General features: G+C 56.3%; 22 protein-coding genes. 2 read left to right on the top strand and 20 right to left on the bottom strand.

The genetic code is table 11. The annotated features are described in order from the left end of the window. Positions 1 to 104 precede the first annotated feature (104 nt). The 7 genes from U2W12_RS13920 to U2W12_RS13890 all read right to left on the bottom strand — a co-directional run bounded on the left by U2W12_RS13920 (position 105) and on the right by U2W12_RS13890 (position 5,740). A complete protein-coding gene (locus U2W12_RS13920; RefSeq protein ID WP_326501297.1) occupies positions 105 to 644 on the bottom strand; it encodes a hypothetical protein in 540 nt (179 codons plus the stop codon). A 63-nt stretch (positions 645 to 707) separates the two neighbouring features. Further along, the gene (nadA, locus tag U2W12_RS13915; RefSeq protein WP_326501296.1) at positions 708 to 1,805 is read right to left on the bottom strand and encodes a quinolinate synthase NadA; all 1,098 of its coding nucleotides are present in this window, start codon (positions 1,803 to 1,805) and stop codon (positions 708 to 710) included. Positions 1,806 to 1,891: 86 nt separating this feature from the next. Next, on the bottom strand, positions 1,892 to 2,077 hold the full coding sequence (locus tag U2W12_RS13910) for a 2-oxoisovalerate dehydrogenase (RefSeq protein ID WP_326501295.1): 186 nt from the start codon (positions 2,075 to 2,077) through the stop codon (positions 1,892 to 1,894). A 78-nt stretch (positions 2,078 to 2,155) separates the two neighbouring features. Then, positions 2,156 to 2,926, bottom strand: a complete 771-nt coding sequence (locus U2W12_RS13905; protein WP_326501294.1) for a hypothetical protein — start codon at positions 2,924 to 2,926, stop codon at positions 2,156 to 2,158. 312 nt (positions 2,927 to 3,238) lie between these two features. Further along, on the bottom strand, positions 3,239 to 3,430 hold the full coding sequence (locus tag U2W12_RS13900; protein WP_326501293.1) for a type II toxin-antitoxin system HicB family antitoxin: 192 nt from the start codon (positions 3,428 to 3,430) through the stop codon (positions 3,239 to 3,241). A gap of 194 nt (positions 3,431 to 3,624) precedes the next feature. Further along, complete coding sequence (aspS, locus tag U2W12_RS13895; protein ID WP_326501292.1) at positions 3,625 to 5,409, bottom strand: aspartate--tRNA ligase; 1,785 nt, start codon at positions 5,407 to 5,409, stop codon at positions 3,625 to 3,627. Positions 5,410 to 5,482: 73 nt separating this feature from the next. Continuing rightward, positions 5,483 to 5,740 (bottom strand): FmdB family zinc ribbon protein, encoded by a 258-nt coding sequence (locus U2W12_RS13890; protein ID WP_326501291.1) that lies wholly within the window; start codon positions 5,738 to 5,740, stop codon positions 5,483 to 5,485. Positions 5,741 to 5,845: 105 nt separating this feature from the next. Between U2W12_RS13890 and pyrC the strand changes: the two genes are divergently transcribed. Then, positions 5,846 to 6,904: a dihydroorotase gene (gene pyrC / locus U2W12_RS13885; RefSeq protein WP_326501290.1), complete on the top strand. Its 1,059-nt coding sequence runs from the start codon at positions 5,846 to 5,848 to the stop codon at positions 6,902 to 6,904. Positions 6,905 to 6,923: 19 nt separating this feature from the next. On the opposite strand, the gene U2W12_RS13880 is transcribed toward pyrC, so the two are convergent. The 13 genes from U2W12_RS13880 to U2W12_RS13820 all read right to left on the bottom strand — a co-directional run bounded on the left by U2W12_RS13880 (position 6,924) and on the right by U2W12_RS13820 (position 21,577). Then, a complete protein-coding gene (locus tag U2W12_RS13880; protein WP_326501289.1) occupies positions 6,924 to 8,285 on the bottom strand; it encodes an FAD-dependent oxidoreductase in 1,362 nt (453 codons plus the stop codon). A gap of 18 nt (positions 8,286 to 8,303) precedes the next feature. Beyond that, a complete protein-coding gene (locus U2W12_RS13875; RefSeq protein ID WP_326501288.1) occupies positions 8,304 to 9,356 on the bottom strand; it encodes a D-cysteine desulfhydrase family protein in 1,053 nt (350 codons plus the stop codon). Then, complete coding sequence (locus U2W12_RS13870) at positions 9,353 to 10,732, bottom strand: adenylosuccinate lyase family protein (RefSeq protein ID WP_326501287.1); 1,380 nt, start codon at positions 10,730 to 10,732, stop codon at positions 9,353 to 9,355. Before U2W12_RS13870 ends, U2W12_RS13875 begins: the two co-directional genes overlap by 4 nt. Then, positions 10,729 to 12,243: a lyase family protein gene (locus U2W12_RS13865; protein ID WP_326501286.1), complete on the bottom strand. Its 1,515-nt coding sequence runs from the start codon at positions 12,241 to 12,243 to the stop codon at positions 10,729 to 10,731. Before U2W12_RS13865 ends, U2W12_RS13870 begins: the two co-directional genes overlap by 4 nt. Positions 12,244 to 12,272: 29 nt before the next feature. Beyond that, positions 12,273 to 13,121, bottom strand: a complete 849-nt coding sequence (locus U2W12_RS13860) for a phosphosulfolactate synthase (RefSeq protein WP_326501285.1) — start codon at positions 13,119 to 13,121, stop codon at positions 12,273 to 12,275. Beyond that, the gene (locus tag U2W12_RS13855; protein WP_326501284.1) at positions 13,114 to 14,037 is read right to left on the bottom strand and encodes a hypothetical protein; all 924 of its coding nucleotides are present in this window, start codon (positions 14,035 to 14,037) and stop codon (positions 13,114 to 13,116) included. Before U2W12_RS13855 ends, U2W12_RS13860 begins: the two co-directional genes overlap by 8 nt. A 10-nt stretch (positions 14,038 to 14,047) precedes the next feature. Then, entirely contained in the window at positions 14,048 to 14,896 is an 849-nt protein-coding gene (locus U2W12_RS13850; RefSeq protein WP_326501283.1) for a CoA-transferase, read from the bottom strand. Continuing rightward, positions 14,889 to 15,809, bottom strand: coding sequence for a CoA-transferase (locus tag U2W12_RS13845; protein WP_326501282.1), 921 nt, complete (start codon positions 15,807 to 15,809; stop codon positions 14,889 to 14,891). The genes U2W12_RS13850 and U2W12_RS13845 overlap by 8 nt, the downstream gene beginning before the upstream one ends. A 12-nt stretch (positions 15,810 to 15,821) precedes the next feature. Further along, on the bottom strand, positions 15,822 to 16,934 hold the full coding sequence (locus U2W12_RS13840) for a cobalamin-independent methionine synthase II family protein (protein WP_326501281.1): 1,113 nt from the start codon (positions 16,932 to 16,934) through the stop codon (positions 15,822 to 15,824). Positions 16,935 to 17,105: 171 nt separating this feature from the next. Continuing rightward, a complete protein-coding gene (locus U2W12_RS13835; RefSeq protein WP_326501280.1) occupies positions 17,106 to 17,306 on the bottom strand; it encodes a zinc ribbon domain-containing protein in 201 nt (66 codons plus the stop codon). 94 nt (positions 17,307 to 17,400) lie between these two features. Beyond that, a complete protein-coding gene (locus U2W12_RS13830) occupies positions 17,401 to 18,813 on the bottom strand; it encodes an aldehyde dehydrogenase family protein (RefSeq protein ID WP_326501279.1) in 1,413 nt (470 codons plus the stop codon). Between the two features lie 197 nt (positions 18,814 to 19,010). Beyond that, positions 19,011 to 20,603, bottom strand: coding sequence for a GMC family oxidoreductase N-terminal domain-containing protein (locus tag U2W12_RS13825; protein ID WP_326501278.1), 1,593 nt, complete (start codon positions 20,601 to 20,603; stop codon positions 19,011 to 19,013). Between the two features lie 179 nt (positions 20,604 to 20,782). Then, the gene (locus U2W12_RS13820; protein WP_326501277.1) at positions 20,783 to 21,577 is read right to left on the bottom strand and encodes a VacJ family lipoprotein; all 795 of its coding nucleotides are present in this window, start codon (positions 21,575 to 21,577) and stop codon (positions 20,783 to 20,785) included. Positions 21,578 to 21,717: 140 nt separating this feature from the next. On the opposite strand from U2W12_RS13820, the gene rnt reads away from it, so the two are divergent. Then, complete coding sequence (gene rnt, locus U2W12_RS13815; protein ID WP_326501276.1) at positions 21,718 to 22,347, top strand: ribonuclease T; 630 nt, start codon at positions 21,718 to 21,720, stop codon at positions 22,345 to 22,347. The last annotated feature ends 48 nt before the right edge of the window (positions 22,348 to 22,395 follow it).

Raw genomic sequence — 22,395 nt, 5'->3', positions numbered from 1 at the left:
AAACCATACGGGGCGGCTGATAGATTTTTTTGACAGTTGAATCTATGTCTCTTTGTTAGCGAATAACTTGATGCATCGCATAAGGCTTACTTTTTGAGTTACTATCAATGCCAGCCGCCATACTGCTTGGTCGGGTCGCCGCGAAAGCCTGCAGTCGTTTTATTGTCATCGGGCACGGTGCCCATGCTTTCGGCCGCGACGAGCAGGTTGCCGTGCGTATAACCGCCGAGCGCCTTGGCTTTCTTCGCGATCGCGGTCGACAGCGGCGTGATGTCGTATTGGGTCACCGCCGGATGAATCACCGCGGTGATCAGCTGCGCACCGCCAGTCACCGGGTAAAAAGTCAAGATAATCGGCAGGGCGGTCCCGGCAGGCACCTGCACGCGATAATGCTCGCTGCCCTGCAAGGCCGTTTCGGCAATCACCGCGCCTTTTTCGTCGCTAACCTTGACCGTGCCGGCCTTGATCGGCCCCTTGTCATCGGAAACCAGACCTTCCAGCGTGGTCGCCTGTTCGTATTTTTTGACCGCCTGCTGTGGAAATGCGCTTTTCGGAGCGTCTTTTCCGCAGCCGGACGCCAGGAATAATATCAAAAGAGATGCCGCCAGCACACCTCGATTGAGTGAAGATGAATTCGCGCGCATACTTTTTACTCCCTATGGGATTTAGAAAACCGGCTTTGATTTTGTTCCGGCCATTAACACGAATCAGGCGACCGCCAGCATGTTATCGAGCGCCTTTTTCGCCAACGCCGCCTCTTTCGGCGGCACCGTGATCCGGTTGATCACATGGCCCGCGGCCAGATTTTCCATCACCCAGGCCAGATGCTGCGGGTCGGTTCTGAACATCGTCGAGCACATGCACAGCATCGGCGACATGAAATGCACATGCTTGCCCTGCGCCTTGCATTCCTCATTCAGCCGGTTAACCAGATTCAGTTCAGTCGCGACCAGCCAGCGCGTATTCGGTTCGGCCTCGCGCACCGTTTTCAGGATAAATTCGGTCGAGCCGATGTATTCGGATTTCTGGCAGACCTCGAATGCGGCCTCGGGATGCGAAATGACCTTCGTTTCCGGATTGCGCTCCAGAAACTGATCGATCTGCTCCGGCTTGAAGGCCTGATGCACCGAACAATAGCCGTTCCAGAGAATGATCTTGGCGTTCCTGATCTGTTCCTCGGTCAGTCCGCCGCGCGGCTTGTTGAAATCCCAGGCGACCATCTGCTCAAGTGGGATCCCCATCCGGTAGCCGGTATTGCGGCCCAGATGCTGGTCCGGAAAGAACAGCACCTTGCTGCGCCGAGCAAAACTCCATTCGAGAATTTTCTGCGCATTCGATGAAGTACAGACGATGCCTTCATGCTCGCCGCAAAACGCCTTCAGGTCGGCCGCGGAATTGATGTAGGTGACCGGCGTGACTTCGTTTTCGACGTCGATCACCTCGGCCAGCTCCTGCCAGCACTTCTGCACCTTGATCAGATTGGCCATGTCCGCCATCGAACAGCCGGCGGCAAGATCTGGCAGGATCGAAATCTGTTCCGGACGAGACAGAATGTCGGCGACTTCGGCCATGAAATGCACACCGCAAAACACGATGTATTCGGCGTCGGATTCGGCCGCATTGCGGGACAGTTTCAATGAGTCGCCGGTGAAATCGGCATGCTTGAAGACTTCGTCACGCTGATAATGGTGACCCAGAATCACGCAGCGCTTGCCGAGTTTGGCTTTGGCCGCAACGATGCGGGCGTCGCATTCGGCGTCGTCGAGGAGGGCGTATTCTTCTATCGGGAATGGAGTGGTAGACATACTTTCTGGTAAACAATACAAAAACGCTGGAACGCGGATTTCACACACTATCCGCTAAAAAAGCCGCTTGATCAAATCATCGCGGCTCATTGAAAATGCAAACGGATCATTTTGGGCTTATCGTCCGGCTCAAAATGGCAACTTACCGCATCGCGAACCTTTTGATGTAAATCGTTTAAATCATCGGCATCGGTGAATATCGAAACATCCAGTGCGCGAGCGCTAAAGCCGCCTTCCGGCGCGTCTTCGACCAAGAAAATAATCTCGTTCATGCTCATTTTCCTTTTTGTTTAACACCCCAAAGGTAAAAAATAGCCTTATCCTATTCAACTACCAGCGAGTGGTTAATCTTAGGATCTAATCACACCTTTTAAAACACTCTTAAATAAATCGCCCCACGTTAGCCAACCCATGTTTTTGGCTATGGATTCAACCGGTGGAGTGTCTATCCCTGCAAGCGCATCTCTTAGAGGCTTTAAGCTTTTATTCCTGCCGACTTTGTAGTAATTGAACAACCATGCGCTTTTCCATTTATCGTCAAAACCATTTTTAGATGGGGCAAGAGCAACGGATTTGGTTTTTCTTTTCGTCAGTTTGTCCAACGGCGCAATATCCAGGAAAATAAAAAAGAACTCTCGCGTATCCTGCAAAGGCGAATCAAACCCTATTCTGAGTTTTCTTGCAATCTGATCATGAGGCTTTTCTGGAGGCTTTGCCATACTCACAGCGCTATAAAGTTTGGCCTCAATGAAAATCAGCTTACCCGGAAGCTCGATACTTACATCTACTTCAGTAGATTCATTTGAAGAAAGTCCTGTGTATTGTTTGCCGATATGTATTTGAATCTGGTTTTCCTGGAATTGGCCGTCCTTGAATGAAAGGGGGCTTTCGCCCTGATAAGCATCCTCAAATATTTCATCCAGCACCGCAATTTTCTTCTGCGGCGGAAAGCTGGACAAGAGATCGAAACAGGACCACGTCAAAGCGTCTTCGCTGTTGGAATTGGACCTATTCCTCCACTTATGCCGCATCCCGTTATAATCTTGTTTGAGAAAATCCTCCAAATCTTTCTCTCGCCCGGGAACAATGACGTGATTACGCTGATAATCTTGATAGATCACACTTTGCTCCTTTCGGTATTAAAGCCCGCAACTTTTTAATCCGGTTTAGTCAGTTTTTTAATGATTGATTTGGCCAAATAATCATCGATTTCGTTATGTCGCGGCACAGGTTGAGATTGCTGAGTTTCTTCATTGATAAGTGCTTCGCGAGAAGTTCGTTTGCAACCTGTGAATAGCAAATCAATGACTTAGAGAGCTCAAGAAATGCCAATGAACTTGTTGCTATTCACTTATACCAGTCATGATTTCCACCATGTCTTTTCAACTTGCAGCCCATCGCCTCAAGCAGCCTGATCAGGTCCTTTCTTTTCATCAGGCCACTTGCATTTGCTCTACCTTGCGAATATACGGTATTTCATTGCTTTCAAGATCAACCAGCAAATCCTTCAGATTTTCCTGCAACTCCTCTTTGGTTTCTCCCTGAGTGATATAGTCCGGGTAATCATTGATAAACCCAAGAAAAAACTCCTTGCTTTTCCAATAGGTATAACTAATCGTTTTCATCGCCTTCATACCTCACAGTTTTCCCCTACATTCACAGGGCTGCGGCTTCGAAAGGTGGGTTACGGCGCGCGGAACAGCCTGCTGAATCCGATAGGTCTATGAGCGGCGCGCCTCGGCAACCGCTCCATGCGTTGCCCTACCTCCTTTATGCCCCAGAGGGTATGCATCCTTGCAGTCGCAACCCACCCTACGCCTTAAACTTTCTCTTTACCCGCCGGCTTGATCAATTTGATGCCCAATTCGCGCAATTGTTCCTCGGGCACCAAAGCAGGCGCGCTGACCAAAGGACACGCCGCCGATTGCGTTTTCGGGAACGCGATCACGTCGCGGATCGAGGTCGAACCGGTCATCAGCATGACCAGACGATCCAGGCCGAACGCCAGACCTCCGTGCGGCGGCGCGCCGTATTTCAAGGCGTCGAGCAGGAAGCCGAATTTTTCGCGGGCTTCGTCTTCCTTGATGCCGAGAATCTCGAACACGGTCTGCTGCATCGCCGGCCGGTTGATACGGATCGAACCGCCGCCGACTTCGGTGCCGTTCAGCACCAGGTCGTAGGCGCGCGACAAGGCCGCGCCGGGGTTCGCCTGCAATTCTTCGATCGAACAGCTTGGCGCGGTGAACGGGTGATGGATCGCGGTATAGCGGCGGCTTTTTTCGTCCCACGCGAACATCGGAAAGTCGACGACCCAGACCGGCTTCCATTCGCCTTCGATCAGCCCCAGGTCGTGGCCGAGTTTGACGCGTAAGGCCCCTATCGCTTCATTTACGATTGTGGCCTTGTCGGCGCCAAAGAAGATCAGGTCGCCGTTTTGTGCGCCGGTTTTCGCCAGCACGCTGTCCCAGACTTCGGCCGGAGCGAACTTCACGATCGGCGACTGCAAACCGTCAATGCCGGCGGCAAGATCGTTGACCTTGATGTAGGCCAGCCCCTTCGCGCCGTAAATGCCGACAAACTTGGTCAGATCCTCGATGTCCTTGCGACTCAGGTCGCCGCCTTTCGGCAGGCGCATCGCGACGACGCGGCCGTCGGGATCGTTGGCCGGCGCCGAGAACACCTTGAAATCGACGGCTTTCATATCGTCGGCGATATCGACCAGTTCCAGCGGAATACGCAGGTCGGGCCGGTCGATGCCGTATTTCGAAATCGCCTCCTGATAGGTCATGCGCGGAAAATGCGCGCCGAGATTCACGCCGATCACCTTCTGGAACAACTGATGGATCATTTCTTCCATGATCTGCATGATCTCGTTCTCGTCCATGAACGAGGTTTCGATATCGAGTTGGGTGAATTCGGGCTGGCGGTCCGCGCGCAAGTCTTCGTCGCGGAAGCAGCGCACGATCTGATAATAGCGGTCCATGCCCGCGATCATCAGGATCTGTTTGTACAACTGCGGCGATTGCGGCAGCGCGAAAAACGCGTTCTCATGGGTCCGGCTCGGCACGATATAGTCGCGCGCGCCTTCCGGGGTCGCCTTGGTCAGGTACGGGGTTTCGATCTCGAAGAATTCGTGATCGTCCAGGAAATTGCGCAGAACCCGCGCGACATCGCGGCGCACCTTCATCTTTTCCTGCATCGCAAAGCGGCGCAGATCGATGTAGCGGTAGCGCAGGCGCAGTTCCTCGTTGACCTCGATCTCGCTTTCGACCGGGAACGGCGGGGTTTCGGACTCGTTCAACACGATCATCTGGCTAACCAGCACTTCGATTTCGCCGGTGCCCATGTTCGGATTGATCGTGCCTTCGGGGCGTCCGCGCACCGTACCGGCTACTTTCAGCACATATTCGCTGCGCACATGCTCGGCCAGAGAGAAAGACTCACGCACATCCGGATCGAAGACCACCTGCACCAGGCCGGTACGGTCCCGCAAATCGATAAAAATGACCCCGCCGTGGTCACGGCGGCGATGCACCCAACCGCACAATTCAACGGTTTGCCCGGTATGTTGTTTCGTTAATTCCCCGCACTTGTGCGTCCGCATGGTGGTGTGATTCCTGTAAATCCGAAAAAATGATCGATATTAACTGCTTGGCGTGGTTAATTCAAGCCACAGCCTAGTGGCCGCAGCTGCCGCTGCAACTGTGCGGCTTGGAGGACTCGGTACTTTCGCCGGCGACATTTTTCTTCGCGCCGCTCTTGAAGTCGGTTTCGTACCAGCCGCCGCCTTTCAAACGGAAACCGGCCGCCGATATTTTTTTGATCAGATCAGGCTTGCTGCACGCAGGGCACTGCACCAGAGGCTGGTCGCTGAGTTTTTGCAAGGCTTCGTGTTCATGCCCGCAGGATTGACATTGATATTCGTAAATTGGCATGGAAGACTCCGGTAAGAAAATAATGACCGAGATAGGGATGCTTGCGTTTTTTTTCAAGCAGCTACGATAGAATATCGAGTTATTCTACAGAAAACGGCCTTTTAAATGAAGAAATTAACCATCATCCACCCCGACGACTGGCATTTGCATGTCAGAACCGGCGCGATGCTGAAAGCGGTGCTGCCGCATACCGCCCGGCAATTCGCCCGCGCGATCATCATGCCGAACCTGAAGCCGCCGGTCACGACCGTCGAGCAGGCCTTGGCCTACCGCCAGGAAATCTTGCGGGCGATTCCGGAAGGGCTCGATTTTACGCCGCTGATGACCTTGTATCTGACCGGCTCGACGCGTACCGAAGAGATCCGGAAAGCCGCCGAATCCGAGCATGTGCATGCGTTCAAGCTCTATCCTGCCGGAGCCACGACCAACTCGGACTCGGGCGTCGCGAACATCGAAGCCGCCTATCCGTTGTTTCAGGAAATGGAAAAGCAGGACATTCCGCTGTTGATCCATGGCGAAGTGACCGACGAACACTGCGATATTTTCGACCGGGAGCGCGTTTTTCTCGAAACCCAGCTAAGCCGTATCGTCGAGAATTTCCCGGCCCTGCGCATTGTCGTCGAGCATGTGACCACGCGAGAGGCTGTCGATTTCGTGACGGCGCAAGGCCCGAACATCGCCGCGACGATCACCCCTCAACACTTACTGTATAACCGCAATGCGATTCTGGCCGGCGGCATCCGCCCGCATCATTATTGTTTGCCGGTACTCAAGCGCGAAAATCACCGCCTGGCGCTGGTGCAGGCGGCGACCAGCGGCAGTCCGAAATTTTTCCTCGGCACCGACAGCGCGCCGCACCTGACCGAATTGAAGGAAAACGCCTGCGGCTGCGCCGGCTGCTTCAGCGCGCCTATCGCGCTCGAACTTTATGCGGAGGCATTCGAAAAAGCCGATGCGCTGGACAAACTGGAAGGCTTTGCAAGTTTTTACGGCGCCGATTTTTACCGGCTGCCGAGAAATCGGGGCACGATCACGCTCGAAAAGACTAACTGGCAGGTGCCGACGGCTTACGAAGACGTCGATGTCGCGATAACGCCTTTGAAGGCCGGAGAACAATTGATATGGAAAATGGCAGCGGCATCGATCGCTTCAGCCGAAGCCTGATTATCTGATCGCGGCGCATTCAGTCCATCCTGCCCGAAAGCCGGCTGCTCAGGGCGCCAGCCGCCATGATCATCGGCGACAACACCGGACTGAACGGCGGCGAGTAAGCCAGATCGGCATTCTCCAGATCATGACAGGTCAATTTGCCGAGCAAGGCGGTCGCCGCAATATCGATCATCTTGTCCGTCTTGCCGGGACCGATCACTTGCGCGCCAAGCAGGCGGCCATCCCGGCGATCGGCAATCAATTTGATAGTGACCTCCCGTCCGCCCGGATAATAGCGGGCCCGGTCGCCGCGCCTGATCAGCACCGAGACAGGATCGAAACCCTGCGCGCGCGCCGCCTGCTCGGACAATCCGGTCATCGCGACATTCAAATCGAAGACCTTGAAGATCGCGGTGCCGAACACCCCCGGAAAATGCGCATTGCCGCCGGCCGCGTTTTCGCCCGCGACCCGTCCCTGCAGATTGGCGATATCGCCGAACGGCATCCAAACCGGCTGTCCCGCTACCCGGTCGATCGTCTCGGCGCAATCGCCGGCCGCGAAGACTCCCGGAATATTCGTTTCCATCCTTGTGTCGACCGCAATCGCACCAGTCGTACCGAGCATGATGCCGGCGGCTTGCGCAAGTTCGGTATTCGGCCGCACGCCGATCGCGATCACGACCAGGTCGGCCGGAAGGATTTTGCCGGATTCGGTTACAACCGCGATGACGCGGCCGTTTTTACCCTGCAACTTGCTGAGACCATCGCCGAGGATCAATTCGATATTCTGTTCGACCAACTGATCGTGCACCATTTGCGCCATTTCGGGGTCGAATTTCGGCAAAATACGCGGAAACTTTTCGACGATGGTCGTTTCGATATTCAATTCATGAAAGGCCTCGGCAAGCTCCATGCCGATATAGCCCGCTCCGACGATCACCGCTTTTTGCGGCCGCAGCGTATCGAAAACTGATTTGAACCTGGCCAGATCGCCGATTTTTCGCAAGGTCAGCACGCCGTCAAGATCGATGCCTTGCGCCCGAGGCACAATCGGCAATGCGCCGGTGGCCACGATCAGACGGTCGTAAGCGATGCTTTCTTCGCTTTGATCCTGTAGATTGCGCACCATCATCCGCCGGTTTGCCGTATCCAAAGCAACGACGCGATGGCCGGTGTTAACCTGAATGCCGTCTTTGGCGAATTCTTCCGGTCTCCTGATCACCAGTTTATTCTGATCCGTAATCGTACCGCCAATCACATACGGCAACCCGCAGGCCGAATAAGCCACCTCGGCCTCGTCCTGAAAAACGATGACTTCCAGATCGGGGTTGACCCGCTTGGCCTTGGCCGCCGCCTTCGCCCCGGCCGCCACGCCGCCGATGATCACAATGCGCATGTCATTCTCCTTATTCTGTTAAATGACCCTCGGATGCATGTCCAGCCAAACGCCGTTACCCGCAAAAAAGGCCGGTTCGCCGCCGCTGTGCAAAAAGATCATGTTTTCGTATGCAGCAAACAAGCCTGTAGCCGATGCGCTCAGATAGCCGGCCATAGCCTTGCCGGTATAGACCGGATCGAGCAAAAGGCCCTCGGAGCGGGCCAGAAGCTTGATCGCAGCCGCGCCTACAGGACTCGGAATGCCATAGCCGGAACCGATGAAGCCGCCCTGCACCGGCGCATCCACGGCCGAGAAGCCGAATTCGCAGCCCAGCCATGCCGCCGCTTCATTAGCCAGACGTGCTACCTGCACGCTGGCTTCCGCTGGATCGCGGCTGACGCTGTAGCCGATGATTCGCCAATTCAGATTCAGCAATTTCGTTCCGAGCAGCCAACCCGCATAGGTGCCGCCGGAACCGACCGCCATCACGATCGCGTCCGGACTGAGCGCAAGTTCCAGGCATTGACGGTACGCCTCGCACACGGCCAGCACATGGCCCAAAACGCCCATCATGCAGGCGCCGCCGCGCGGGATCGGGTAAGGGCGTCTGCCGCTTCTGCGCATGCGGTCCGCGATGGTTTCGATCGCGGTATCCACGTTCGCCCTGTCGTCGTTTTGTGTGAAATGAACCTGCGCAGCCAGCATCGTGGTGACGCGGTAATTGCCGTCGATGTTCGGCGGCGGCTTACCCCAATATACGGCAATGCAGTCGAGCCCTGCGAATGCCGCCACGAAAGCGGTCGCGCGCACATGATTCGATTGCGGGCCGGCCCCGGTGATCAACATATCGGCTTCACTTCGCAGCGCATCGGCCAGTATCACTTCGAGGCCCCTAATCTTATTGCCGCCGAGCCCGAAGCCGATCAAATCATCGCGCTTGAGCCAAAGTTTTGGACCGGCCTGCGCCCTAGATAACCGGTCGGCGGGCTGCAAAGGGGTCGGATAGACCGCCAGTCTTTGCCGCGGGATTTTCTTTTCGATGTCACAGGCCAGATCGAGACGCCCTGCGGCGGTCATTGGAAGCTTCACGATGACTGCCCCGATAGATCGATTGAAGCGATCACCCGCTCGACCATCTCCGCACAATGGCCGGTACAGGAGCCGAGGTCGAACAGCGCATCGATCTCGGCCGTCGGCAACAGACCGGTAATGGATTGATCCTTGTGTAATGCCTGCCGCAGATGCAGCCCTTGCCGATCAACCCGCAGCGCGATTTCGTATAGCTTTTGATGCGCGCTTTGCTTGCCGATTTTTTTCGCCAGGGCCAGCATCACCTTTTCGCTGTAAATCAGGCCTCGACTGGCGTCGATATTCGCCAACATACGCCGATCGTGCACCTGAAGATCGGTCAATAGCGTCTCCAATAAGGCCAGCGCCTTGCCGGCAGCCAAGGTGGCGTCCGGAATGATCGCCCATTCGCCTTTCCAGGAACGGCCGTCGCGCTCATGACTGTGCACCAGATTTTCGGCCATGTGCGCGGCATGATGCCGAACGACTCTGGACAGCGTACCGAGATGTTCGGAAATCTCCGGATTTCTTTTCTGCGGCATCGTGATACTGCCGACCGCGCCGGGGACAAAACCCTCGCTCAGTTCGCCGATTTCTGGCCTCTGCAACTGCACGATTTCCTGACCGATCCGGTCGCCGGTCGCGCTGATCAAGGCGAGGCTATTCAGCCATTCGGCAAGACGATCGCGGCTGCTGGTCCACGAGATCGCGGGGGACTCAAGACCCAGCCGCTGCAGAACCTCTTGCTGCAATGCCAGCGCCTTCGGACCCAATGAGGACAGACTGCCGACGCCGCCAGCCAATTGCCCGACACAAAGCCTCGGGCCGAGCTCGACAAGACGTCGGCGGTGGCGGTCGACCTCGTCCAGCCAGCAGGCAACTTTGAAGCCGAAGGTGATCGGCAGGCCCGGCTGCCCATGCGTTCTGCCGCACATCGGCGTATCGCGATGCCGGACGGCAAGAGCGCTCAAAATGCGTTCGATCGCGCAGACTTGCTCGATAAAATGGTCACGGACCCTCACCAAGGTCCGCATCGTCTGGGTATCGGTAATATCCTGCACGGTCACGCCATAGCAGAGCCATTCGCCGCCCTGGGAGCCGACCCGCGATTTCAGGGCGTTGATGATGCCGAGCAGCGAGTGGTTCGTCTTCGCGAAGCCTTCACTGGCCTCGCAGAGGAAAGCCTCGTCGATCTCGATATGCGCGTGACATGCCTCGATTTGCCTGGCCGCCTCGACCGGAATCAGACCGAACTCCGCCTGCACGGCCGCCAATACCGACATGATTTCGAGCCAGCCCTTGATTTTATTCTGCTCGGCGAATAGCGCGCGCATTGGTGGCGTGCTCCAGGCCGGGCCGTAAATCGTCGAATCACTGATATGCACCGAATCGATCATGTTGCGGCCAGCGCCTCGGCGAGCATCAGTAGCTCCTTTTCCTTGTCTTCAAGGTAGGCGAGACTCTGCCGGACTTGCTCCCGATAGCCGGTGAATTGCGCCGAACAGTCGTTCAGCATATTTTCCATGCTGCGCATTGAAGTGCCGCCGGCCTCCTGCCGGGATTCGATCGCATGCAGGGGATCGAGCGCTTTTTCGAGTTGCGCGCGGGACAATTCGATGCGCCGTCCAAAGCGCTGTTCGCAGGCGGAGATAATGATGTCGGGAGACAGGGTACGGAGGCCATGCCCCTGAAACTCACTGGCCAGGAATCCGACCAGCTGATGCGCGGCGCGAAAATCGAGACCGCATTCGAGCACCAGCGTTTCTGCAAGATCGGTCGCGAGCGCCCAGCCGGACTCGATAAGGTGCAAGCCCCTGTCGGCTTTGAACGTCAAGTGTTCGAGCAGCTCGGCCATCAGCTCGCTCACTTCCGTCGCCTGCAGGACGGCTTCGGGCAGTTCGCCGTAAATCAGCAAGCGGTTATCAGGCTGGCCGCTCGGCGTTCTGGAACTTGCGGTCACGGTCGCACTAAACCCGATCATCTTGTTCGCGAAGGCCCTGACATGAGTCAAGGCGAATGGGTTTTTTTTCTGAGGCATGATCTTGCTCGCGCGCGCATGGCGGTCGTCAAGCTCGATCAATCCGAACTCCTGCGTGCTGAAAATCTGCAAGTCTTCGGCCAGGCGGCTCAAGGTGACGCTGCCGGTATTGAGTATCGAGACGCAGTTGATGCACACATCGGCCTGCCACATCGCGTCGCGGGCATGCTCGATCACGCCGGCAAAACCGAGAAGCTGGGCCGCTTGCTGCCGGCCTTGCGGAATCAGGGAGCCATTGGTGCTGCCGCAGCCGACCGGGCTGAGGTTCAATTGGCTAAACAGCAGATCGAGCCGTTCGAGGTCCCGGAGCAGAGGATAGGCAAAGCTCAGCAGATAATGTCCAAACGTGGTCGGCTGCGCCGCTTGCAGATAGGTGTAGTCCGGCATGATCGAAAGCCGGTTGGTCATAGCCCGTTCGATCATCACACCGCCCAGTTTGCTTAACGCGAATTGATTGTCCAGCAAGGCCTTGCGCATCACGATCACGAATGCGGTCGTAATCGCTTCGCGGCGGGCGCGACCGGCGCCGAGCCAGCCGGCTGCGGCGCTGCGTTCGCTCAGCCAGGCCTCGCGGTTGGTGTAGATGTCGCCGCGCTCGGGGCATGGTACAAAATCGTCCGGTTTCTTTTGCAGTTCCAGCAATGCAGCCAGCAATGCGCGTCCCTCGGTTTCGGGAATCGATCCCAGCTCGAGAGCAACGAGGGTCTGCGCGATGTCGGTGATGCCCAATGCATCGAACAGATGCAGTTGCTGAGCGAGTTCCTGGGCAAACACCGAATTTACCAATAAATCGGAAGGAGGGGCCTTCAGGCGGGCGCCTATTTCGAGCACTTGTTGCGGGAGTGGTTCCGTCGAATGCCGGGCAGTCATACTGATCTCAACTTTAACAAGAGGAATAACTACGGTTTGTCCTGCTCCACCGCATTCGGATCCCAGAAGCCGGTGCGCACCAGTTTATCGGAGACCCGGTTCAGCGTATCGAAGCGCAGGCCGTTACGCAGCGCCTCGACCGCGAGTATCTGATCCGGGCTGATATTGCCGAGACCGACATTCACGCCGAATTTTTCGATGAAATAGGCCTGCTGCGGCTTTAGCGGCGCCTCCCAGATCAACGCGTCGATTCTGGAACCGAGCAATTCGACGAGCCTTTCGACCTCGAAACCCTCGACATTGCCCGCCTCATCATAAACTCCGACGCCCTGGCCGCACTCCCTGCCTTCGAGAATCACCCAGGCCGCCCCCCACTCCAGGTCCTGCACTATCTCGTCCGCGAGTTGATCGACGGTCGGCTGCCGCTTCGGGTCTTTTTTGCCGACTTCGGTGATCGGGATCAAGCCAGCATTCAGCGCGCACTCGATGATGCGGCGCCGTCTGAAGCGCGGAATCGGCAGGGTGCCGTCCGAAATTTCGACCGCCTGAAAGCCAAGCGCCTGCGCATGCGTCATGTAGCCCCGGCAATGCATCTTCAGCATCGCCACTTCAAGCAGGGTCCCGCCCGGAAAAGTCAGGATATTGTGCTCGGCCAACAGGCGCAATTTTTCCTGCAATCGGGTTTTCTCGACGAATACCGAGGTGCCGAACGCGAACTTCCAATGATCAATATACGCGCCCGACATCTCCAAAATGCTCTGCGTTTCGAAGAGGCCCTTGCCGACATCCATCACCATCGTGCAGCCGGTTTTGCGCGGCTTCGCGCTGCGCGCTTCGCGCACGCCGGCAATGATATGTTCCCAGGCCAGTTCAGCCATCGCCGCCGTCTCCGGTTAATTCACGCAAGGCTCTTTCGAGCATCGGCAAATCGGTGCCCCAGGGCACGATCATCCGGGTGCCGTCCCGTTCAATATCATATTCGAGCAGGCAGCATTTCAGCAGCGTCAGGCGATCATCGGGGGCGGTCAGTTTGCGCGGGCACATCTCGACGCGCGGCGGTTCGTCGCCGTAATAATGCCGGTGAAATTGCAGGCTCCGTTCGCAGCCGAGCAAGGTCCAGTTTGCGCGTTGTGTCGGCCGCTCGTCCAAAAAATAGACCGGCGCGCCGAGTTCCTGCAGACCGCCCGAGCGGCAGGGGACCAGATAGGCTTCCGGGCTTACGGTAGCAGCCAAATCGCGCAAGTCGATCGTGACCGGCTCCAATATTATCGGAGGCAAATCGGCATAGCCCAGCACCTGTTCAACCATGTGTAATAACTTCGGTGGATGGGGCGGTACCACTTCAACCACGCGCAGGCGCAGCGGGTTCGGCCGATGAATGATGTTGACATGATCGAACGTGCCGACCACTATCGCGGTTTGCTTGGGGGTGACCCCGTGCTTTATCGCGGTAAGGGCAAGCGCCGAGCGGTTGGCGGGATCGGTATCGGGATCTTCGATCAAAATACAATCGGCGGGTAGGCCGAGTATTTCAACCTTCTCTGCCATTGTAAACAGGCTATCCGATCCCAAACGCTGCACCGCCGCGACCGCATAGTCACGGCTCGGGCCATGCAGAACCACAATATCGGTTCGGCGGTATACTTCCCGACTCATTAAATAACGCTCGATGGCCTCCGCCGTCATCGGGCCTTCATACGGCTGAAAACTGACGCAGCGGTAAGGCAACGGCACGAAGTTTTCCCGCTGTCTTAATTGACCGACTTCGAGGATACCGCCGTTCGTGTTTGCCATCCGCCTGCTCCTACAACTCGAACTCGCGGGTCCGATCATCATGGCTGAGTTCCCGGCGGTGAATCCGCATCGGGTCCAGACGGCGGATCAGCTCAATGATGCCCGGCTCGGGCAAACGCGCGCACGCCAGATCAGCGGCGACCGGAAAATCAAAACCGGTGTTCTCGGCGACAAGCTCCACCGTGGTATCGGGATAAACCGCATTCAGCCTGGCATGACCGGTTGCGTCGAAATCGAAAATACCGAGATCGGTCACGATCCAATCCGGTCCCTTGCCCCGGTACGGCAGTTCGGAACGTGGCCTGCCGTCGACGCTGCGGTGACCGACGCTGGTCACGAAATCGCAGCGATCGACCAGCCGGAAGCGGCGCCGTCCTTGTTGATCCGGGGGCGCGCGATGCGCCGCGGTCCAGATCGTGATATGGCCCGCATCGCAGGACAGGTTGCAGCCGCCGCCACCGCCCGGCAGCTTCAGTTTCAGATGGCCGGCATCGCCAAGCCGGGTCACATTCAAATTGCCCCACGGGTCGATTTGCAACCCGGATAAAAACATCCGCCCCATCCGCCCGCTTGCGGCCAGATCGAACAGTTCCTCGATATTCAAGTCGCATTCGGCGCCGACGCTCATCACGAAATCGTTCGAGGTTGGCGTCAAAAACAGGGGGCTCGGATTGACCGCATAGGTCGCGCCCGCCACCAGGACCAGATTCGGCGCATGGCTGCGCTTGGCCAGATGCAGCGCGAGTTGTACCAGGGGCGAGCCGAAACCGTGAAACGCCAGGATGCCGTCTTCGATCGTCAATGCGATCTGATAAATCATCAATTCGCCGAGCGTGCAGGTGCGGACTGGCTCATTCATACAAGCTCCTCCACTGCTCGTCGCTCTCGCGCCATGTTGTTAGCCGGTTCAAACGCTCTCGGCCGCCTATCGCCTCCAGATAAACCCGATGATCGGGACATTGACTAACGAACGGTTTCAGATAGTTTTCCCGAAAAACCTCGGCGCCTTGCCTGGCTTGATCGTAGTAATGCTGCGTATGCCGCCTATCATAGGCATAGTTCGGATAACATGAGGTCGGGTGCGCGCCGTATCGAACCTCGCAGACCGCGGTCACGTAAAAATAAGGGATCGTGACGCCTTTTTCAGCAAGGTCTTCATGCTCGAGGATCTCTTCGACCGTCACAATTACTTTGCGGGAGGCCTTCGCGAACAGAATATCGGCCACCGGCGGCCCTTCGATGTGCAGGTTGCCGTGGCGATCCGCGAAATGCGCATGCAGGACCGCAACATCGGGCTGCAATGGCGGCACCAGCACGAGCCTGTCGCCGGTATAAGGACAGATCATCGTTTTGAATTCGGGATGCAGCGCTTCAAAGCCCGTACCCTGCACCGAGCGGATCGGCATGAACGGCAGCCCCGAGATCGCGGCACGCAATTGCTGCACCAGCGTATAACAGCAATTATCCCTGACCTGAACTGCGCCGGATTCACAGGCGCGCCGGTAATTCGGCGCCATGCCGAAATCCTGCTCGAAACCGACATAGGATTCGCCGCTCACGGCCACGACGCCGGCGCCGCACAGCATGTCGATATCGATGCCATGGGCGGAGCCGACCACCGTAAGTCCTCTGCGCCCATGACGGATCAACTCGCGCAAGGCGGCCATCGGTTCGCGCCAGGACAAGCCGCCACCGACCGCAACCACATCGCCGTCCTTCACCTGAGCGACGAGTTCGGACAACGAACAACGCTTGTCGGCCTGCGTGAACATGGGCGGCTCCGGTTAAGCCACTCCAAGTTCCTTGCGGACGATCTTCGCGCCTTCGACCAGCGCGTGCAGTTTGTCCTGGCAGATGTAACGCTGCAACAGGATCAGACCGCAATCGGTCGTGACGCCCAATTGCTCTGCCGGCACCACGGTCAGTAGCTGCAGAATCTTCGCGGCAACCTGCTCGGCCGTTTCGCAGACGGTGCTTTTGACATCGATCACGCCGGCCCAGAACATCATGTTTTTCGGAATCGGATGTTTCTTCAGGAGGTCCAGGCCTGAATTCTCGAACGGCAGACGGCCGATGCCCTCGATATTGAAGACGTCGATGTTGGCCTGGTAGGATTTCGGCACAACCGACGAGGTCGGATTCGGTTTTTTGGCGTTTTGCGCACGCAGGGTCAAGTCGAAAACCTCGCCCGCCGATGCAGTTTCATCCGGGTAATAGGCCGGCGTCCCGCCCCAGTTGCCCCAGCAGATATGGCAGACGATTTTCGCGTTTTTGACGCCGGCCACCGCGCGATTGAATGCTTCTATCGCCCAGTCTTCGTAGAAATAAGGCCAAGTGAATTCGTCGAGTTGAATATAATCGACACCCAGTGTATCGACCTCCAGAATATCTTCGTTGATCGCCTTCGCAATGTCCATCGCGCGGTCTCGACTGTTCGAGTAATGAAGATCGTTCGTACACTGCGCCAGCACCTGCACACCGGTGTATTGCACCTTGACCGGCTTGTCGGTCGCCCGCTTCAACGCCCTCGCCTGTTCGACCATGATCTGGCCGCGGCGTTTGATTTCCTGGGTCACGGTCGCCGAATGCAGTCGGCTGTAAATCGGAAAGCCCAAATGCTTGCCCGACAGATCGTAGCCGAGCCGATCAAAGTAGTAATACAGCGCCTGATCGGCATAGTTGTCGCCGTGCAGCCTGCCGTCCGCGATGATGTCCAACCCTGCCTTCAGTTGATCGGTCACCAGCGCGGCGGTCGCATCCTCGAGCGCTTCCCGGACCAGCGCATCAGGCGGCTGCCTATCGCCCTTGAAATGCCTCGCAAACGCCGCGTCCCACCATCTCGGATTCGGATAGTTGCCGACCATGCTGGTTGGAATCAATACTTTATTCTTATTCATAGCTTGCTCCCAATGTTCTGAATGACATTCGATCGCTCACCGCGTGAATCCAGTAAAAAATTCCTCTGTTCAATCCGATTGCGCGTCCAGAGATCGTCAGTCGAAAGTATCACAGTTATATTTTGACCCATATAGGTATAAATACCTATGCAGACTTGCCACTCACCTCACTCAATGGCCTCCGCAGCAAGGGCAGCCCTTGCCGTGAGGCTTTTCGAGCGGATGAAAATCGCTCGGCCGCTCGCCTATCGGTTCGGCCGCGCGGCTCCCGCATTCCGAACAGACCCAAATCCCCGGAACTTTGGCGCCGTTCAGCACCAGACTTTGAAACTGGTGTCCGCAATCGGGACACTTGAGCAGATAAACGGGCATCCCCCCTCCTGAATCAATATACTCCGGCTAAAAGACACAAAGCAGGGCGCATGTCTCCCCTCTACCGGCATACACCCAACGTCGCGCGGCCGGGTTAGCGCGAATACTTCAGCCAATGACTCTGAAACAATGTCTCTTCATCGAATGTTCTCGGCGCAATCGGCCGCGACACCCAAGTCAAATTGATCATATGCCGGGCATTCACATTTTCGGTTGTGATGTTACCGCCCCAAGTGCCGCAGCTTAGACTCAGCGTATAGGGCAAGCCGTTACGCGGACTGCCCGCTCCTTCGTTCAGATTTTGATTGACCATGACACGGGCGGTCCTGGTTCGCATCGCCAACTCCATCACATGCGCCTCATTCGCGGTATGGATGCCGCAGGTATGACCCTGTCCTTGGTAAGCCGTGATCGCATTGACTTCGGCAATCGCATTGTCGATGCCGTCCCGGTAACGATACAAGGCCAGCACCGGCGACAGTTTTTCGCCCGAAAACGGATAATCCGATCCCGCGCCGTGCTCTTCGACGATCAGAAAGGTACAATTATCGGGTACCTCAATACCCGCCAGCCCGGCAATATGCCGCGCCGATTTCGCGATCACCAGGGCGCTCGGAAGATGGACCGCAGGTTCCGGCCACATCAGCGCCTGCAATTTGGACTTTTCCGCGTCCGTACAAAGATGGCCGCCGGCCTGCTGCAACTTGCCGAGCAATGCCTGATAAATCGACTCCTGCGCAACGACCGCATTATCGGCCAGACAACTGGTCGCATGATCATGGCGCTTGGCGGCCGCAATCATGGCCGCCGCATCGTCGAGATCGGCGGTTTCATCGACCACATGCACGGCATTGCCGACACCGACGCCATAGGCCGGCGTTCCGGAACTGTAGGCCGCCTTGACCATCGCCGCGCCGCCGGTCGCCACGATCAGATCGGCCAACTGCATCAAGCGCTGGGTTTTCGCAAGAGAGGAATTTTCGATCACCTGCACCAGGTCGGCCGGCGCGCCGACCTGAACACAAGCGGCGCGCATCAGTCGCACACTCAATTCGGTAGTTTTCTGTGTTCTCGGATGCGCGGCCACGATGATTGCATTGCGTCCCTTCAAGGCCAGGAGTGTTTTCAAGGGAGGCGTCGCGTCAGGCCCGGTCGTCGGTATCAGCGCCGCGACCACACCAACCGGTTTGGCGATTTTGACAAGGCCTTTTTCGGGAATTTCCTCGACCACGCCGACCGTTCTGACCGTCAGAATGTCCGCCAAAGTACCCATGCAACGGTTGCGAATCTTGGTAACCTTGTCGTTGTAATTGCCGAATCCGCCCTCATCGACCGCCAGTTTCGCCAGTTGCTCCGCATGATCCTGGCGCACAACGGCCCAGCAAACCGCCTTGACCAAATCATCGGCCTGCTCTTGCGAATAGTCTTCTATGCCTTGCTGCGCTTTCCGAGCGCGACCGATATAGCCGGCAATCTCATCCGTATCGTGCTCTGTCGTACTCGCCATGGATGCACCTCCTAACTACGGCCTCAAAGGGACGAGAAAAGATGGCGAACATAGATTCGTCATTTGCCGACTCTATCACTCTGCATAACTATGTACAATCTAAATTTTTGCACTGTTGTCATGAAAACCGAATGAATGAGTATCGCGACAAAGGAGAAGCTGCGGCTACTCGAGGAACGTATATTAGCAGGGAATGATTATGTCGAATTGCGGATCAAATCGGCCGCTTTTTCGGCAATCATGATCACCGGCGCATTGGTGTTGCCGCTAACGATGGTCGGCATCACCGAAGCGTCAACGATGCGCAAACCGTCGATGCCGTTCACGCACAATGCGGGATCGACGACCGCCAATGCATCCGCGCCCATCCGGCAAGTGCTAGTCGGATGCCATGTAGTTGACGCGGTCCGTTTCACAAATGCCGCCAAGCCCTCATCGTCCCGAATGTCGATACCTGGCGACAACTCAGCGCCGCGAATATCGTCGAAGGCGCTGCCGTAAAGAATGCTCAGATTCCAGCGCACACCCGCAACCAAACAGCGCAGATCATCCGTGTCGCTAAAATAACAGGGATCGATACGCGGCCGATCCAACGGATCGGCGGAAGCCAAGGCAACCTGCCCCCTGCTGCGCGGCCTGTTCACATAGGCGGTCAGCGCGATGCCGTGACGCGTGGGCGTGCCCGCTTCGGGATACTCGGGCGTCAAATTGCCGAACAAAAACAATTGCAAATCGGGATAATCGACATCCGGCCGACTTTTGACAAAGCAGCCGGCTTCGAGAAAATTCGAAGCCAACGGCCCGGTTTTTTCGCGGTCGTATTGCTGCTGCGCCAAGGCTTTCTCGCCCCCGGGCAGCGGCGCGAAGGTCAACGGCTGGCTCAGTTCGCAGCGTACCCTGGCATGAATATGATCCTGTAGATTTTTGCCGACCTCCGGCGCATCATGCAGTACCTTGATGCCCAACGTTTCCAGTTCCGAAGCCGGACCAATCCCTGACAACATCAAGAGATGCGGCGAACGCAAGGCGCCGGTAGCGACAATGATTTCGGCACTGGAATAGGCCTGCTCGATCACGCCATTATGCAAATATTGCACGCCGATTGCGTGCCGGCCATTGAACAACAGCTTGGTGGCGCGCGCATGGCTGAGCACAGTCAGATTCTGACGTGAACGGAACGGATGCAAATAGGCCTTTGCCGCGCTACAGCGTTCGCCTTTGTCGATCGTACGCTGCAAGGGACCGCAGCCGTCCTGGCTTTCGCCGTTAAAATCAGGATTAAATGAAATGCCGGCTTCCTGCGCGGCGGCGAGGTATCGCTCGGTAATCGGGTTTAAGCGGGAATGGCTGGAAACGCGCAGAGGGCCTGACGCGCCATGGTAACGATCCTGAAACATTGCGTTTGTTTCGGATTTAATGAAATAGGGCAATACCTCGTCGTAGCTCCAGCCGCTATTGCCGAGGCGGGCCCAATGATCGTAATCGTTGCGGTTGCCGCGAATATAGATCATGTAATTGATCGAGCTCGAACCGCCGAACGCCTTGCCTTGCGGCAAAAAAATACGCCGGTTTTGCATAGCCGGCTGCGGCTGAGTTCTATCGCCCCAATCGTAGGGGCTGTCCTGCAACTCGGCGAAACGCGCCGGTGTTTGGATTATCGCCGCCGTATCCTCGCCTCCGGCTTCGAGCAGCAGCACACGGCAACCCGGCTCTTCGCTGAGCCGGGCTGCAAGCACACAGCCGGCCGAGCCCGCGCCAATGATAATGTAATCCACGATCGGTCTGGGCATAATTGCTCGCCTCGCATAAAGATCACCCGGCCAATGCATTTTTCAATCACAGGTACGTAAGCCTGCATCCAAAAGGGCGACCTCCCTCCTCTCGGGAGGATAGCGAAAAAAGACGACTCTTGCGCAATCGCGAAAGCCGCCCGAGAAATAGCGATTATCCTAAAGATTAAAGCCCTTTATTAATAAGGTCTGACCGGAGGGGCCAACTCCTTATCCAGTTCCTCGTCTATATTAAAATTATATTCTTCATGTTTCTTATCTTCCGGAATCTTTCCGTCATGGACCAGATATTCACGCTGCTGCAAATACGCATTCTTGAAAAAATCGTAGCGATCCACCGCCGCCTCCGTTGCGATTTTTTCGGCACTCAGATTGTCGGCGCGCGCATCGATCGCATTGGTCGCAAAGAGCCCGCCGGAAATAGCGGTAGAAACACCGGAAGACACTCCTAAGCCGACATAACTGATCGGGTTCATCGCCGCATCGCCGATCAAGCCGCCCACCCCGCGCGGTGAACTGGGCCCGAACAGCGGCAACACCAGATAGGGGCCGGACGGCAACCCCCAATAACCCAAGGTCTGGTCGAAATCTTCATCATGTTTCTGCAAGTCGATCATCGAAGCGACATCGACGAAGCCCGCCACACCGGCAGTCGTGTTAACCAGAAAACGCGCGCCGTCCTGGCCGCTCTGCATCAGTTTTCCTTGCAGCAAATCATTGACCGTCACGCCAATATCATCGATATTGCTAAAAAAGTTGGTAATACCACGATCGACGAACGATGGCGTGATCCATTGATAACCTTTCGCGACCGGTTTCATGACATAGTCATCAAGGTTATCATTAAAGTTCTGCACCCCCCGATTCCAACCTTCGTACGGATCCCGAGCATCTTTTGACGTCGTCGCGCAAGCGGTCGCCAGCGTCGCCAAACCGAATACAACGCCTTTCATTATTATTTTAAACTTTTGCATTTCATTCACTCTTGATTTCGCTAAGGTTCCAATACCGCAAAACTACGCGTAACATATCACAAATGTAACAACTCTTCGAGTCTCTTCATCGCGACTTCTTATCAACAAACTTATTCTGCCCCCTTATAATTCAACCTTAAATGGAAACGCACGCAATCCCTATCGATCGACGCTTTAGAGGCTACCTGCCGGTAATTATAGACATAGAAACGTCCGGCTTTAACCCCAAGAAAAATGCCTTATTAGAAATTGCGGCAGTGCTCGTAGAATTCAATGCCGATGGCAATCTGGAAATCACCGAACGCTATTCGACGCATGTGATTCCGTTCAAAAATGCCGAGCTCGACGAATCCGCACTCAAATTCAACGGCATCGATCCGTACCATCCGTTTCGGATGGCGATCGACGAAGACGAAGCGCTGCATATGATTTTCAAACCGATCCGCCATGCGGTCAAACGCAACCTGTGTACCCGCGCAATTCTGGTCGGCCATAACCCGGCCTTCGATTTGAATTTTTTGAATGCGGCGATTCAGCGCACGCAAAACAAGCGCAGCCCGTTTCACCCGTTCAGCAGTTTCGACACGGCTACGCTGGGAGGGCTCGCATACCAGGAAACTGTATTAGCTAAAGTTGCCAAGGCCGCCGGCCTCGAGTGGGACAATGAGAAAGCACACTCGGCGCTTTACGATGCGGAAATGACCGCAACGTTATTCTGCAAGATCGTGAACCGCTGGAAACAAATGGAAGCCTTCATAGGCGAAACATAATTCGGATCATTGACGCTAACTTTTAAAAGTCCGTATGATGGGACACCG

Origin of the sequence: Methylomicrobium sp. Wu6 (assembly GCF_035916875.1) — a bacterium.
Taxonomy (GTDB): domain Bacteria; phylum Pseudomonadota; class Gammaproteobacteria; order Methylococcales; family Methylomonadaceae; genus Methylomicrobium.
This window is presented reverse-complemented; position numbering and strand designations above follow the sequence as displayed.

Bases quoted from the DNA above. Each gene is read 5' to 3' on its own strand.
- U2W12_RS13920 (WP_326501297.1), bottom strand. From the start codon at position 644: ATGCGCGCGAATTCATCTTCACTCAATCGAGGTGTGCTGGCGGCATCT.
- nadA (WP_326501296.1), bottom strand. From the start codon at position 1,805: ATGTCTACCACTCCATTCCCGATAGAAGAATACGCCCTCCTCGACGAC.
- U2W12_RS13910 (WP_326501295.1), bottom strand. From the start codon at position 2,077: ATGAACGAGATTATTTTCTTGGTCGAAGACGCGCCGGAAGGCGGCTTT.
- U2W12_RS13900 (WP_326501293.1), bottom strand. From the start codon at position 3,430: ATGAAAACGATTAGTTATACCTATTGGAAAAGCAAGGAGTTTTTTCTT.
- aspS (WP_326501292.1), bottom strand. From the start codon at position 5,409: ATGCGGACGCACAAGTGCGGGGAATTAACGAAACAACATACCGGGCAA.
- U2W12_RS13890 (WP_326501291.1), bottom strand. From the start codon at position 5,740: ATGCCAATTTACGAATATCAATGTCAATCCTGCGGGCATGAACACGAA.
- pyrC (WP_326501290.1), top strand. From the start codon at position 5,846: ATGAAGAAATTAACCATCATCCACCCCGACGACTGGCATTTGCATGTC.
- U2W12_RS13880 (WP_326501289.1), bottom strand. From the start codon at position 8,285: ATGCGCATTGTGATCATCGGCGGCGTGGCGGCCGGGGCGAAGGCGGCG.
- U2W12_RS13870 (WP_326501287.1), bottom strand. From the start codon at position 10,732: ATGATCGATTCGGTGCATATCAGTGATTCGACGATTTACGGCCCGGCC.
- U2W12_RS13865 (WP_326501286.1), bottom strand. From the start codon at position 12,243: ATGACTGCCCGGCATTCGACGGAACCACTCCCGCAACAAGTGCTCGAA.
- U2W12_RS13860 (WP_326501285.1), bottom strand. From the start codon at position 13,121: ATGGCTGAACTGGCCTGGGAACATATCATTGCCGGCGTGCGCGAAGCG.
- U2W12_RS13855 (WP_326501284.1), bottom strand. From the start codon at position 14,037: ATGGCAAACACGAACGGCGGTATCCTCGAAGTCGGTCAATTAAGACAG.
- U2W12_RS13850 (WP_326501283.1), bottom strand. From the start codon at position 14,896: ATGAATGAGCCAGTCCGCACCTGCACGCTCGGCGAATTGATGATTTAT.
- U2W12_RS13845 (WP_326501282.1), bottom strand. From the start codon at position 15,809: ATGTTCACGCAGGCCGACAAGCGTTGTTCGTTGTCCGAACTCGTCGCT.
- U2W12_RS13840 (WP_326501281.1), bottom strand. From the start codon at position 16,934: ATGAATAAGAATAAAGTATTGATTCCAACCAGCATGGTCGGCAACTAT.
- U2W12_RS13835 (WP_326501280.1), bottom strand. From the start codon at position 17,306: ATGCCCGTTTATCTGCTCAAGTGTCCCGATTGCGGACACCAGTTTCAA.
- U2W12_RS13830 (WP_326501279.1), bottom strand. From the start codon at position 18,813: ATGGCGAGTACGACAGAGCACGATACGGATGAGATTGCCGGCTATATC.
- U2W12_RS13825 (WP_326501278.1), bottom strand. From the start codon at position 20,603: ATGCCCAGACCGATCGTGGATTACATTATCATTGGCGCGGGCTCGGCC.
- U2W12_RS13820 (WP_326501277.1), bottom strand. From the start codon at position 21,577: ATGCAAAAGTTTAAAATAATAATGAAAGGCGTTGTATTCGGTTTGGCG.
- rnt (WP_326501276.1), top strand. From the start codon at position 21,718: ATGGAAACGCACGCAATCCCTATCGATCGACGCTTTAGAGGCTACCTG.